General features: G+C 58.6%; 10 protein-coding genes. 3 read left to right on the top strand and 7 right to left on the bottom strand.

Features of this window, described 5'->3' with window-relative positions; translation table 11 throughout:
• Window positions 1-33: 33 nt before the first annotated feature.
• From HNQ38_RS10495 to HNQ38_RS10505, 3 genes are all read right to left on the bottom strand, one after another.
• Window positions 34-966, bottom strand: coding sequence for a Dyp-type peroxidase (locus HNQ38_RS10495; protein WP_183720396.1), 933 nt, complete (start codon window positions 964-966; stop codon window positions 34-36).
• A 171-nt stretch (window positions 967-1,137) separates the two neighbouring features.
• A complete protein-coding gene (locus HNQ38_RS10500) occupies window positions 1,138-4,455 on the bottom strand; it encodes a DEAD/DEAH box helicase (RefSeq protein WP_183720399.1) in 3,318 nt (1,105 codons plus the stop codon).
• A 41-nt stretch (window positions 4,456-4,496) separates the two neighbouring features.
• The gene (locus HNQ38_RS10505) at window positions 4,497-5,357 is read right to left on the bottom strand and encodes an acyltransferase (RefSeq protein WP_246388106.1); all 861 of its coding nucleotides are present in this window, start codon (window positions 5,355-5,357) and stop codon (window positions 4,497-4,499) included.
• Between the two features lie 286 nt (window positions 5,358-5,643).
• Here HNQ38_RS10505 and HNQ38_RS10510 point away from each other — a divergent pair, with 286 nt between their 5' ends.
• Complete coding sequence (locus HNQ38_RS10510; RefSeq protein ID WP_183720402.1) at window positions 5,644-5,919, top strand: FeoA family protein; 276 nt, start codon at window positions 5,644-5,646, stop codon at window positions 5,917-5,919.
• A 283-nt stretch (window positions 5,920-6,202) separates the two neighbouring features.
• Here the strand turns inward: HNQ38_RS10510 and HNQ38_RS10515 are convergent, their stop codons facing one another.
• The 4 genes from HNQ38_RS10515 to HNQ38_RS10530 form a co-directional block, all read right to left on the bottom strand.
• Entirely contained in the window at window positions 6,203-6,748 is a 546-nt protein-coding gene (locus HNQ38_RS10515) for an NADPH-dependent FMN reductase (protein WP_183720405.1), read from the bottom strand.
• 132 nt (window positions 6,749-6,880) lie between these two features.
• Window positions 6,881-7,291, bottom strand: coding sequence for a thioesterase family protein (locus HNQ38_RS10520; protein ID WP_183720408.1), 411 nt, complete (start codon window positions 7,289-7,291; stop codon window positions 6,881-6,883).
• Window positions 7,292-7,510: 219 nt separating this feature from the next.
• Window positions 7,511-9,094 carry an ammonia-forming cytochrome c nitrite reductase subunit c552 gene (locus HNQ38_RS10525; RefSeq protein ID WP_183720411.1) on the bottom strand — a complete coding sequence of 528 codons (1,584 nt, stop codon included), beginning with the start codon at window positions 9,092-9,094 and terminating at the stop codon, window positions 7,511-7,513.
• Window positions 9,087-9,554, bottom strand: coding sequence for a cytochrome c3 family protein (locus tag HNQ38_RS10530; protein WP_183720414.1), 468 nt, complete (start codon window positions 9,552-9,554; stop codon window positions 9,087-9,089). The genes HNQ38_RS10525 and HNQ38_RS10530 overlap by 8 nt, the downstream gene beginning before the upstream one ends.
• A gap of 383 nt (window positions 9,555-9,937) precedes the next feature.
• On the opposite strand from HNQ38_RS10530, the gene HNQ38_RS10535 reads away from it, so the two are divergent.
• Window positions 9,938-12,676 carry an ATP-binding protein gene (locus HNQ38_RS10535; RefSeq protein ID WP_183720418.1) on the top strand — a complete coding sequence of 913 codons (2,739 nt, stop codon included), beginning with the start codon at window positions 9,938-9,940 and terminating at the stop codon, window positions 12,674-12,676.
• A complete protein-coding gene (locus tag HNQ38_RS10540; protein WP_183720422.1) occupies window positions 12,676-14,154 on the top strand; it encodes a sigma-54-dependent transcriptional regulator in 1,479 nt (492 codons plus the stop codon). The genes HNQ38_RS10535 and HNQ38_RS10540 overlap by 1 nt, the downstream gene beginning before the upstream one ends.
• Window positions 14,155-14,209: the final 55 nt, after the last annotated feature.

A 14,209-nucleotide genomic window follows, 5' to 3' on the forward strand; every position in this document is an offset into this window, starting at 1 on the left:
TTTGAAAAAGTGCATTCTCAAACGTAATCAGCTTTAGTCTTCACCAAGTTCTTCAAGCAGATCCGCGGAAGGAACGAAAAATAACGTGCCCGTTGCCGCGGTGCTGAAATCCAGCAGCCGGTCGGTGTTGCCGATGGGCTCACCTATGAACATGTTTTCAAGCATCTTGCGCGTGGTGGAAAATTTACCGGCATAGCCGATAAAATAGGTGCCGAATTCGCCCTTGGCGGGGTTGGCGAAGGCCATATTCGCCCGCACTATTTTCAGTTCATTACCGTCTTCGTCTTCAATATTTGTAACGGCATTATGTGCGTTTTCGGGCTTTTCCTCGTCGCTGAGTTCAACATCGTTGAACTTCCGTCTGCCAATGGCTTTTTCCTGTTCTTCAGTGGAAAGGGCATTCCAGGCATTCATGTCATGCAGATACTTTTGCACAAAAGCGTAGCTGCCGCCCGCAAAATCAGCGTCATCCACGCCTATGGCGGCTGATGCCAGCCGTGCTTCATCTTCAGGGTTTTCAGTGCCGTCAACAAAACCGATTATGGCGCGCCCATCGAAATAGCGAAAGCCCTGCACCTCATCAATGGGATACACCGCACCGTGAAGCTTGGAGCTGATAATGGTCGCCGCTTCAAGGCACACGTCGAGCCGCGCCGCGCGAATATGAAGGAAAATATCACCCGGCGTGGAAACTGCGGTGTATTTGCTGCCTTTGATTTCTTTGAATACTTCAAGCTCTTTTGGCTTGCCGCGTTTCGGAAAAAGCTTGCTCCAGGCTTCAGCGCCGAAGCCCATGATGCAGCTGATTGCCGAATCTGGCAGCCGGGTGCGCATGCTTCTGGCAACAGCGGTAAAGTCGGCGCACAGGTCTTTTACTTTTGCCAGAGCTTCATCGCCGTCCTGCAAACCGAAAATCATGAAAATAGCGTGCTCGCCCGGAGTATTGGTGACGTCTTGCGGTTTCATAAAAATCCCTTTGTGGTTATGGGAAAAATATTTTGTTTATGGAAACGCAGCCAAACGAAATAACTGCGAGTTTTCAGGAGATTCTTTATCCGTGCGTTCTTAATATTAGCGCATAGTAAGTTTGAAAAAAATAGGGTCTGTTCTATTGCTGCAGTGTGCTGGCAGGCCCGGCTATCTGGCCTGCGGGGGGCGCAGATCCACAGGCACGCGCACGCGCGACCCTGCCTTGTTGGTGAACAGCAAATGGCCGTGCTCCAGACCGTAGAGGTAGAGGCGGCGGGTCAGGTCCACGTCCATGCGGCAGTAGGCAGCGATTTCGTCCATCTTGCCTTCCTTCCACCAGCGCAGGGCTTGCAGGCCGTCGGCACTCTTGGGTGCCTCAAGGGTGGCCTGCCCCAGATTGTCCAGTGAGATGCGGTAGCTCAGGCGATCTTTGATGCGCTGCAGGATGTCGAGGCTTGGCAGACGGTGCAGGTCAAAGGGCGCAAAAGGCGCCAGCACTGCATAGTCAAAGCGCAGACTGTTGAAGCCCACCACCAGGCCGGATGCCCGCATGCGTTCAAACAGGGCGGGCAGCTCATCCTGCGTATAGCTGAAAAAATCGTCAGCGCGGCTGTCATAGGCCACGGCCACGCTCACACCCATATCGCCAGCCTTGTGCCAGCCGCCCACCTCGGCGGCGGAACGGCGTGTTTCCACGTCAAAAACCACAAAATGTTCTGGCGGGGGCATGGCTATGTGACTTTGCAGGTCTGTCATGGGGGAACCTCCATCAGGGCTGGCGGGCGTGGCATTTGCGCCGTGCGCTGTAGCGTGGCCCGTTACATGCCCAGTCGCATGTCCAGTAGTATACTCCGCAGCGTGTGGCGGTGCGCTGGCTGTGCCCCTAGTAGCCGCGCCACTGGTTGCCGGGCCGTTCGCAAAGGCAGGGCGGGCAGTGTTTGCGGACGCTGCCGCAAAGCGGTGCGGGTCAGCGGGTTCAAACGTGGAGTCTGTGTCCGTCATAGCCGTTGCTGCCACAAACTCAAGTTCCGGGCGTGGCGGGGGTGGGCTTATGGTCAGCTTTTCGTGCAACAAATTGCCCTCATTGCCCGAGGCCAGCAGTTGGCGCAACAACTCCAGAGCCGCCCTTTTGTCGATGGGGCGGTTGCTCGAGCCGCACTTGGGCGAATGCACGCAGGAGGGGCAGCCGTCTTCACAGGGGCAGGCAGCCACGGTTTTATAGGTGGCTTCCAGCAGGGCGCGGGCATCGCCAAATGCCTGCCGCGTCAGGCCAGCGCCGCCGGGCAGGCCATCGTAAATAAAAACAGCGGGCAGCCCCAGTTGCGCGTGCATGGGGGTGGATATGCCGCCAAAGTCGTTGCGGTCGGCCATGATGAGCAGGGGCAGCATGCCGATGGCCGCATGCTCCAGAGCGTGAATGCCGCCCATAAAGTGCATGAAGTTGTCTTCCATCTCTGCGCGGATATTGTCGGGAATGACAAACCACAGGCCCTCGGTTTCAAAAACCTGCGGCGGCGCGTCCAGCGGCGTGATGGTCAGCAGGCGGTTGCCCGAGGTGGAGCGCTTTTCATAGCCCGTCACCGTATCAATGATGCGCAGCCGCCCCCGGCACACAAGGGTGCGCCCCAAAGACATGCGTTCGGTTTCTTCAAGAATGTCTGTGGCTTTTTGCCCCCGGGTGCGGGTAAACCAGCCCACCTTGGCCTCCTTGGCCATAATGCGGGCGCGTGCCGGGTCCATATCTTCAATGATGTAGCTGCGGCCCCGGTGCAGGTAGACCGCTCCGGGATGCGTCTCGCGCCATGCGCGAAAGCCGTCCACAGAGCCGATGATGTGTCCCTGTTCGTCCTCAATGCTGAAGGTCTGCCCTGTGCCGCGCAAATCCACATGCCGCTGGGGCCGCTTGCGCGAGGCCACCAATTGTTTGCCGTCTGCCGACTGCAGCAGCAGACCCTGGCTGTTGAGCTGCCGCGCTGCGGCCAGCGCCGCCGGACTTGCCAGCATGGCTTCGCCAAGGCGCAGGGGCATTTCTGCGGCGGCGCATTCCAGATGGCGCGCCAGAATGACCTCGTTGTCGGGATTGACCACGGCCTTTTCCGGCGGGCGGCTGAAAAAATCTTCGGGATTTCTGGCAAAATACTGGTCCAGCGCGTCTTCACCCGCCACCACGATAACGGCAGATTCCTGCTGCGCCCGGCCCACGCGGCCACCGCGCTGCAAGGTTGCCATAACCGTACCCGGATAGCCCACCAGAATGCAGACATCCAGACCGCCGATGTCGATGCCCAGCTCAAGGGCGCTGGTGCTCACAACAGCCAGCAGATCGCCGCTGGCCATGCGTGATTCAATGCTGCGGCGTTCTTCAGGCAGAAAGCCCGCCCGGTAAGCTGAAATGCGGCTGGCAAAAGAGCCGGATTGCCCGGCCCACAGGCTGATAAGCTCGGTCATGCGGCGCGAACGGCAGTAAACAATGGTGCGCAGATTGCGCGCCAGTGCTGCCTTGAGCAGGTCAATGGCCGCCGTGGCCGGGCTTTGTTCCGGGTTGAGGAACACAAAATGTCTTGGGCCTTGCGGTGCGCCGGATTTGTCGATGACAACAGGCGGCGGCGCGGCAGGGTTTGTGGTCTGGAACACCGGGGCGGCTGCGGAGATGCTGGTGGTGTTGCTGACAACGGCGCCAGCGGTGCTATCACCTTGATCGCTAGCTGTCGCGCCACTAGTAGCGACAGACACAATGTTCTCTTCCGCCACAGGATACGCCGTGCCCGTAAGCGCGGCCCCCAGTTCACCGGGATTGCCCACGGTGGCAGTGCACAGCACATAAACGGGCTTTGCGCCGTAGCGCCCTGCCAGACGGTTGAGCCGACGGAATACCTGCGCCATATGCGCGCCAAACACCCCGCGATAGGTATGGGCCTCGTCCACCACCACATGCGTGAGCCCCGCCAGAAAGGCTGCCCATTGCTCGTGGTGCGGCAAAATGCCCAGATGCAGCATCTCGGGATTGCTGATGAGCACAGCGGGCGGGTCACGGCGTATCTTGCGGCGAAAGTGGTCCGTTGTGTCGCCGTCGTACAGGGCTGCGGCGGGGCGGGCGTCCTTGGGCCATGTGGCCGTAAGGGCGTTGAAGGCGGCAAGCTGGTCCTGCGCCAGCGCCTTGAGGGGAAAAAGATAGAGCGCGCGTGCGTCGGGGTCGCGCAGGTGGCGTTCCAGCACGGGCAGATTGTAGATCAGGCTTTTGCCGCTGGCCGTGGGCGTGGCCGCAACAATAGAGTGCCCGGCCCGTATGTGGTCCGTGGCCAGCGCCTGATGGCTGTACAGTCCGGCTATGCCGCGCTGCTCAAGAATACGGCTGATGGCTGCGGGCCAGGGCAGGCGCGTTTGAGCGTACTGAGGCTCGGCAGCGGGCAGCAGGCGGTGGCAGGTAACTTGCCCGCCAAGCTTTTCCGAAGCCAGAAGGGCGGAAATATAGGAACCGACAGACATTTAAACTTCCATGCAAGAGGCTCCCACGCGGGAAGCGCTCATTATGCGTCTCTCCTGAGCGGGATTTCGGTTTGCGCGGCAGGCCTTGCCTGCCCTGCGGATTGCGGCGCGGCGGCGCGGTCTTCAGTGGGAACAAGAGAACGCAGCACACGGGCCGGCGACCCTGCAGCAAGGCTGTGCGGCGGCACGTCTTTTGTTACCACGCTGCCAGCACCGATAATAGCTCCCTCGCCAATGGTGACGCCCTTGAGAATGATGCAGTTGAGGCCAATCCAGGCGTAGTCGCCAATGGCCACGGGCCTGTCGCCTTCCATCCCCGGTTCTGTGGCGCGGGCTTCTGGCGGCCAATGGGCGTGAAAGTCTGAATCCACAATGATGCAGTTGGGCGCAATCAATACCTGCCGTCCGATGCTGATGGCGGTGGAGCGGGCAGTTATGGACGTGCCGCTGAGTTGCGCGCCGGGGCCAATATCAATGCGTGCGCCGGGGCCAAAGGTACGCAGGCGCACAGGCGTTGCCAGAGCCGCTGCCGTGGCCCGCCGCCAGGATGAAATAAGGCTTGTTTCATCCCCGATGGATATGTGGCTGCCCGGCCAGCGCATGAGCCCCACCGGGCCGTGGGCAGTAACGCCTGCGCCAATGGGCACGCCCACAAGGGCGGCCTTGCAACGCAGACGCAGGGTGCCCCAAAAGCGTCCCCATCGCGTCATCACCTGAAGGCTGGCGTAGCTGATTATATTGGCAGGGGTGAGGCCCCGTTCCAGAGCTTTTCGCAGCATGCTCATGTTGATTACCTCCGCCAGCCCTGGCGGTAATGCCGTAGTTTGTTCGCTTGCGTCCGTATCCATTACATTGGACAGACTGGTGGCGGAGTGGTGCTGGCTGACTTGAACAACCAGCATGCCAGACTTGGCTCCAGTGGTCGAGGGGCTGGCTAGGGAGTGGTTTGGCGAGGCAGAAATAATTTCTGTTATATCTTGAAATAACAGAGATAAATACTTATATGCCAGCTTGACGGCCATAGCCCTCTGGACTAGATTGAAAATGAAAGTTGTTTTTATGATGGGCGGATGAGTTCAAGGCACAAGGCCGCCTTGTCGGTGTGGGGTGAAATGCCCCGGGCCGCAGGCACGGCGTGTTGCTGTGTCGCAGTGTTTTTCAGTTGTAATTTCTGCTGGTGAGGCTTTTATGGACAAGCGCGAAAGTGTTTTTCCGCTCACGGCCCTCAAGGTTGGCGAGCCTGCGTATATTGTAAGCATCAATGCCAGGGGCGAACTGGCCCGCAGAATTCGCGACATGGGACTCGGTTCGGGCATGCCTGTTTCAGTGGTAGGGTATGCCCCGCTGAGGGATCCTCTGGCCCTGCGTTGCGCCGAGGCTACCATTGCCCTGCGGCGCAGTGAGGCCAAATCCATCATGGTGCGGCAACACGTTGAAACACAGCCCGCAGCAACCCGCAAATAAATTTCAGGCGCACCGGGCGCGTCGCAGTTTCCATAAGCAGAAAAGCGCCTCTACAAGATAATCCGTGTCCTCCACGTCTTCACGTCCTGGCCCTGCATTGCCGCAAGGGCAAATTGAAAACCCGCTCCGGCGCATACCGGAGCGGGTTTTTAATCACTGGCTGTACACAGCGAAAATCATGCATTTCAGTCGGCTATGCGAACCGTGCCGCATTGCCGCAACCTGCCGCGCGTTTCGCAAGCGAAACGCAGCAAGCGTTTGGGTTGCTTTGCAAATATGCTGGCTATTTTTTCAGTTGCCGGGTCCACTGGGCAAGAGCCTGCATGACCTCGGCAGTCTGTTTGGCGAGGCCGTCGTCCACCACATTGCCCTGGTCGTCAAAGCTTGGTGTAAAGGCATTGGAGAACAGTTCGGGCTTGTTCAGCACATGCAGGTTCAGATACACGCAAACCTGACGCAGATGGTACTGGCTACGGCTGGTGCCCATGCCGCCTCCGGCGCCCACAATGCAAACGGCCTTGCCCGAAAGCGGGCCGAGGTTGGGCTCACGCGAAACCCAGTCCAGCGCGTTTTTCAGAGCAGGAGCCAGCGAGTAGTTGTACTCCGGGCAAGCCAGCACAAGAGCGTCTGCCGCAGTGACCTGCGCAATGAGGTCTTTGGCGGCCTGCGGTTTTTCAATATCTTCATTATAGAAGGGCAGTGCGGAGATATTGGCGATCTCCATACGGACGCCCTCGGGAAGATGGGCGGCGCAGCAGCGCAGCAGACCCGTATTGCGGGAGGCGCGGCGCAAACTGCCTGAAATACCCAAAAAGGTAAGATTGCTCATAAGGATTCTCCTTGTGTTCGTAAGTGCGAACGCGTTCAGAGTAGCAATTTTTATGGCGAAAGCCTACGGATTAGCTTGCCTGTTTTTCGCATGGCCCTGCCAGAGCATTTCAATGTTCATCTGCTCCAGAAATCAGCAGCCACAGTCCTTGCGGTGGCGGGTGCGGCTTTCAAACTTTTCTTTATGTACCACGACGCGTTCGTGAACGCCCTCGCCTATCAGGCCCACTTCGTCACGGGCGCTTACCTTGAAGGTCAGTCCCTTGCCGTTGGAGGACATGCCCGTCAGTTCCGCGGTGAACGTCACCTGCATGCCGCAGGGTGTTGCCGCTACATGGGCCACATCCACCTTGGTGCCCACAGTGGTCATGCCTTCAGGCAGCACATCCTGCACGACGGCCACGGCGGTGGCTTCCATCCGGGCTATCATCATGGCTGTGGAAAAAACCTCAACCAGACCGCTGCCAACATGACAGGCCAGCATGGCTTCGCTGACAGTAATTTCAGACGTGCCGGAAATGCCCGGCTCCAGAATTTTTTTCATTCTCGCCTCGTTTGCCTCCCGCAGTCCGGTCTCCGGCGGGAGTGCTTGCGGTGGAGGGTTGCCATGAGCCCGCTTTACGGGCGTGTATGCAGGCATAGTAGAAAAGATGCGGTGCGCTATCAAGTGCGGCGCATAAAAGGGTCCGCCCGGGAAAGCCATTGGCGTTCCCGGGCGGACTTTTACAGACAGAGCCTGTGGAGGGCTATGGCTGGTCTGGAATTACTTTCCCTGACTGCCTTGGGAGGTCAGGCGGTCCTGCCCTTCCCATACCTGTTCAGCCTTGGGCAGCGCAGGCAGCAGCTTGGTCCAGGGGTTCTGCTTGAGGAACTCGGGATCCTGCTGAAGCTTGCGGCTCATGTTCAGAATGGGCGGCACAATCTCCTTGATGTCGCCAGCCAGCATGGGGGCGATGCCGAATTCCGTGGCCTGGGTGGCCAGATCAACGGCCTTCTGGCTGCATTCCATACTGGTCATGAGCGTGTCGAGCGCCTTGGTCGGGTTATGGAAGCCCACGCTATTTTCAGCGGAGACGTAGTCCCAGAACAACTGGCCCTTGCGCACCATTTCGCGCGCTTCAGTCATAAGGGCTTCATAGTTGGGCGCGCGGCGGCCTTCGTAAGCATTGGCAAGACGCACGGCTTCATGAGCCTTGACGGATATTTCCTGTGCCTTGATCAGCTGGTCGTAGGTCTTCTTCTGGGTGTTAAGCACGCGCTGGCGCAGGTATTCGCCGGTCTTGTCAGCATGGCACTGGCGGCAGGCGCGCATTTCGGGGTCCTTCATGGGCGAGGTGATCCAGTGGCTCGTCATCTTCTTGCCGTCTTCACGCACGTACTGCATGTGGCAGTCGACGCAGGAAACTCCGGCAGCGCCGTGGGGACCGTCCTGGAAGGTTTCGTACTCGGGGTGCTGCATCTTGATCATGGGTACCTTGGAGGCAGCGTGTACCCAGTCAACAAAGGGGCCGGGCTTGCCGTCGGCGTCCTTGGCTCCGTGGCCCTTGTAGTACTGATACATGTCTTCGGGGTTGAAGCCGTTATCCCAGGGGAATACGGGCTTGGCAGCCGGGCCGTTGTCCTTGTGGGTGAAGTAGTATTCCACATGGCACTGGGCGCAGACGAGAGTGCGCTTTTCGTTGCGGCTTATCTTCTGCCAGTCCTTGCCGCTGCGCTTGAGCCAGTCCTTGAGCGGTTCGGAATACAGGCGCAGCTCCATCGTGCCGGGGTCGTGGCAGGTGGCGCAGCTTATGCTTTCTTCATGAGCGTTGATTTTGTCTTTGGCGCGGAATTCATTGACGTCCATAGACCAGAATTTATCGCCGTACTGGCCGACCCATTCCATCATCTTGGGGGTCTTGCAGTTCCAGCAGGTGGCGGGCAGGTTGCCCTTGCCGTCAGCCGCGAAACGGTTGATGCGGTCAATATTTACAAAGTCGTCAATGGCGTAGGTATGCCCACGCGTTTCATTGTATTCATACATGAAAGGATAGCCCAGCCAGAGATTTTTCAGGTAGGGCTGAGCATGTTTGAAGCCCTTGGGCAGGGGGTTCACATTGTCATTTTTATGGTAAGGCACAGACCCTTTATAGTCGGTCATGACCTTGTCTTCGTTATTTTTCATATACGAAGCATACTGCTGGGGAAATGCGCCCTTGAAGGCCGACATCTTGAGTTCTGTTTCAGGAATGCCCGTTTTATATTTGGGGGCCTTCAGCTCGGTGGATACATCCTGACAGCCGCTGAGCAAAGCAACGCCCAGCAGCGTGGCCAGAGCCAGGGCCGTGGTCACAATTCGCTTATTCATAGGCTACCGTCCTTGTACTGATAGGCTTCATACGCATGTGGGCCACGCCCCTGTGGCAATCCACACAGTAGGGCTTTGCGTCCATGCTGGCCACGTTGATGTTGGTTTGGGCATGGCACGCCTTGCAGTTGGCGTTTACCACGTCACGCGTGTGCAGACTTAAGGGACGCGGAATATCGTGCCCCATAATGTTGCCCACCACATCGCGCAGGCCTTCTTTTGCCTTGAACGGCAACTTGACCAAAAGATTGTGCGGGGCGTGGCAATCATTGCAGGAAAGATTGGCGTGCGTGCCCATCTTCTGGGTAACGGCAGCCTCCTGCATGATGTGACAACTGGCGCAGAACGGTCGCTGGTCGGTGGTCGTCATGGCATATGCCAGAACTCCCATCAGCACCACTCCCGCCGCAACGCCGCCCATCAGCCATTTCAGCCAGGGTCCATTGCGGGGTATACCCATAGAGCCTCCTTCACTCGCTCCTAGTGCAGATGCGTCCTGAAAACCCACATTTTCAGGACGTAGTATCGCCCACGGCCAGGCCTTGCAGCCTGTTTTTCATGAGCTTTGGCAACCCGAAGGGGATCGCCGGACGGCCGTTGGTCCAGGCAGACCGTCCATTGCGCAGCCACCACGGCGGCACAATATGATTCCTGTAACATCAAGAATTGTACCATTTATGTGAAAATTTTTGTAAAGAAAAAACTTTGATAAACGTGAGTGTTGTGTGATTTTTTTATCAGGCGGCCAATAGCGGCATTGAAAAATCCAGATAAAGATGACAAAATTCATAAAAATATGACAACAGATGGGGCTTTTGTCTCATTTATCGCTATGAGGCTTCTATGACATCTACAGATGCGAAGAAAAACGGTCCGGTTATCTGGATTCCTCTACTGGCCTGTTTTTTCTGGCTTGTGCTCACCCTTGCCCTCTACCGGCAAGCCTCGCAGGTTGACGAAGCCCATAGACTTGAGTTGGAGCATACCAGACTTTCAACCGTTGCGCGACAACTTATGGATGCGCGTAATTGGAATGCGACCCACGGCGGTGTGTATGTGCTGAAAAGCGAATACGGCCAGCCTAACCCCTGGCTGCCGGAGGGCGAACGCACTCTTGCCACCGAAGACGGCCGCACGCTTGTGCTCATGAATCCCGCGTATATGAGCCGTCAACTGGCTGAACGCAGTTCGGAACCTGGCATAGGAATCAGCATCATAAGTAACGTGCCTCTGCGGCCGGAAAACAAGGCTGATACTTGGGAATCTGGCGCTCTCGGCCAGTGTACGGAAGAGGCGCGGGAAGTTTTCAGCGCTCCCGGGGAGGATGGGCAGGGGAAATTACGCCTGCTCAGCGTGCTTGTGGCGCAGGAAAGCTGCCTGCGTTGTCATCTGGGACGCAAGGTGGGCGAGGTGCTCGGGGGCATCAGCGTCAGCCAGGATGCAGACGTTTACCTGCATAATGTGGAGCAGCAACAGCGCAACATGCAGCTGTTATACTCCCTGCTGGGGCTGACGGGCGTTCTTGCCATTGGGGGGCTGACCCTCAATCTCACGCGCCGCCGCTGGCTTGCAGAGGAAACCAGCCGCATGAAGAGCGCTTTTATGGCCCGCCTGAGTCATGATATGCGCACCCCGCTGACAGCCATACTGGGCATGAGCGAACTGCTGCAACAAAAGGGCATGCAGGAGCAGGACCGCAAAAAGGCCTTGCGCTATCTTTCCCAGGCGGGCAGCGCCCTGCTGGAAATGGTGCGTGACGTGACAGACCACGCAAGTCTGGAACAGGGGGCCCTGCAACTGCGGCCAGCCCCTTTTGCCTTGCGCGCCGCGCTTGAAGACTGCATGGCGCTTTTCAGGCCAGTGGCTGAAGCCAAGGGGTTGGATATTGATCTGGACGTGAATCCGGATTTGCCGGATGCCGTGGTGGGTGACTGCTTTCGCCTGCGGCAGACCTTGGGCAACCTTGTAAGCAATGCGGTAAAATTTACTGAGCTGGGGCGGGTGCGCGTTTGTGTGGAACCTGCCGGACGCAAGGCAGGGGGCATCAATCAGGGCGCGGCTGACACCCTGCGGCTTAAAATTATGGTGCAGGATACCGGGCCGGGGCTGCCCGAGGAAGACGCCGAGCGCATATTCGAAAGCTTTCAGCGTGGCAGCGATAATCCCAGCGTTCCGGGCACTGGCCTTGGCCTGTATATCTCGCGCACTATCGCCCGCCGCATGGGCGGTGATGTGACCGTGATTTCCTCGCCGGGGTGCGGATCGTGTTTTACCCTTGAACTTTGCTTGCAACTGCCAAGCTGGACAGATCAGAAGAAAAAGAATGGCGGCTGCGGCCCGCAAGGGCCAGAAAATGTTGCAGACAAACAGGATGCGGGCGGTGCGCAGGCTCCGGCCTGCGACAGTGTTGGCGGTACTGCCTCGTCTGTTGCCCCTGTGGCAGATTGCCGGCCCGCTCAAGAGCTTGGTCAGGAGCCAGGTTTGAGGGTTAGCCTGAAAGCTGGCCCCGAGGCTGACGAAATTCCGAACTCGCAGGCGTCCTTTCCGCAAAACGGTTGCTTTGCGGGCTGCCGCATTCTTGTGGCTGAAGACAATGAGGCCAATCGATATATTATGGAGCACATGCTGCGGGCAGAGGGCGCTTGCGTGCGTATGGCCCGTGACGGCAAAAGCGCTCTGGCCGCTCTGGAGGATGGCCCGTGGGATATGGTCATCCTTGACGCGCGCATGCCCGACATGGGCGGGCTGGAGGTTTTGCAAGCCGTGCGTGCAGGACATACCGCTGCTTCGCCCCGGCAGAAAATCATTATCTATACCGCCGCCCTCGATGCGGAAGACAGGCAACGCAGCGCAGATCTGCAGGCGGATATGGTTTTGCTCAAGCCGCTTACCTTTGCAAGCCTGCGTACGGAGCTGGCTTCATTGCTGTCAGCCAGAGAAAGAGACGGTATGGGCCAGAATCGTATGTGCCAAGAAGATACGTGCCAAGACAACGCGTCTGTGTGTGGGCAAGCGTCTCCTTGCGCGTCCGGCATGCCTTGCGGAGACGTGCCTTCCGCTGGTTCCATACCCGCACGTTGCGAGGCGGATTGCTGCTCCAGCGTACGTTCTGCTCCTCGTGGATGCGCCGTATCCTTTCCAAATTCGCCTCAAGAGGAGGCACTCATGCCCTGGAACAGGCAGGAAGCGCTTGCCGCGCTGGACCACGACCATGAACTGCTGGTGCAGCTGGCCGAGGTTTTGAGAAAAGATCTTCAGGCTCGTGGCGCGCACCTTGAGGCGGCCTTGAGCGCAGGCGATGCTTACAATCTGCGGCGTCTGGCGCATGCCGTAAAAAATTCAGCCGGAACCATGCGCTTTGATGTGCTGCACGCGCGGGCTGGCGACACTGAAAGTGCGCAGGAGGCTGATCTGGAACAGGCTGCGGCGCATATGCAGCGTGCCTTGCACGAAGCGCTGGCCATGCTGGACGAGTATCTGGATGAATCCTTGGGCGCGGAACCTGATGCGGATTTTATGGCAGGCAAAACTGCTGCCCCGGAATGTGATTTGGCCCCGGCGGGCCGCAAGGGAGACTGCTGATGGCCCGTATTCTTGTGGTGGATGACGAAGCTCTCATGCGCACGATGGTCGAAGTGGTGTGTACCCGCATGGGCCATGAAGTCTTGCTGGCGGAGAGCATCAGTCAGGGGCTGGATATGGGCCGCAAGGGAGTGGACGTGGTGCTGCTTGACGTCTGGCTGCCCGACGGCAGCGGGCTTGAGTGGCAGGGCGACTTTGCGCATTTGCCGGGTCTGCCCGATGTGGTCATCATCACCGGGCACGGCGACGGCGACGCCGCCGAAGCTGCCCTGCGTTCGGGCGCGTGGGAATTTTTGACCAAGCCTCTGAAGGTGCGGGATATTGAGCAATGCCTGCGCCATGTTTTGACCTTCCGCCAAAACAGGGTGCCTGGGCCGGAAGCACTGCTGGTGGACAGCGGGCACATTCTCGGCGCGGGCATGGGCATGAGCCGGGCGTTGAAGCTGCTGGCCCAGGCTGCGCAAAGCGAAGTGAACGTCCTCTTGCTGGGTGAAACTGGCGTAGGCAAAGAAGTTTTTGCCAAGACGCTGTTTCGCAACAGTGCGCGGGCCGCGCGTCCTTTTGTAACAGTGGACTGCGCCTCGCTGCCTGAAAACCTTGTGGAAAGCCATCTTTTCGGGCACAGCCGCGGGGCGTTCACCGGAGCAGACAGGGCGCGGGACGGGCTTTTGCTGGCGGCACACAAAGGCACGCTCTTTCTTGACGAAGTGGGCGACCTGCCGCAGTCCATGCAGGGAGCATTTTTGCGCGCCCTTGAGCTGCGGCGGTTCAGACCCGTGGGAGAAGTGCGGGAGGTCAACAGCGATTTTCGCCTTGTGGCCGCCACCAACAGAGACATTGAAGGCATGACCGGAGACGGAAGCTTTCGCTCTGACCTGTTGTACCGTTTGCAGGGCATTACCATAGTCATACCGCCCCTGCGGGAAAGAAGAGACGAAATTCCTGCCTTGGCCCAGCAGGCGGCAAGCCGCTTCTGCCTGCATAACGATTTGCCGCCCAAGGCCATTTCCGGGCAGGTGCTGGATATGCTTATGGAGTATTCCTGGCCGGGCAATGTGCGGGAACTTATCAACAGCACAGAGCGCGCCTGTCTGGCGGCTGGGCAGGGTGATCTGCTTTTGCCCGTGCATCTGCCCACCCGCATGCGCGTTGATGAGGCACGCCGCCGCATGGGACGCGGGCAGGATGGCGGTTTTGGCGAAGCAGTGGGCAGTGTTGCCCTTGGCGCAAACGGAATTTCCGCCGGGCAGGCCTCGGGAGCACAGCCGGGGAACACTGCTCCCGTAACTGCAGCGCTGCCCCCGCTGCCTGGCGACGAGCAGGATTTGCCGCCTTTGCGCCAATGGAAGGCTTTGGCTGAAGAAAATTATGTGCGGCGCATTTGGGCCGCCAGCGGGGCTGATGCCCGCAAGGCCGCAGGCATGGCTGGCATATCGCGGGGCCATTGGTATGAGCTGATGAAAAAGTGTGGTCTTTGATGGGCCAAGATGATTTTTCTTGCCCCGCCGTATGCTCCAACCGCCCGGCAGAGTA

Origin of the sequence: Desulfovibrio intestinalis (assembly GCF_014202345.1) — a bacterium.
In the GTDB taxonomy this organism is placed as follows: Bacteria; Desulfobacterota; Desulfovibrionia; order Desulfovibrionales; family Desulfovibrionaceae; genus Desulfovibrio; species Desulfovibrio intestinalis.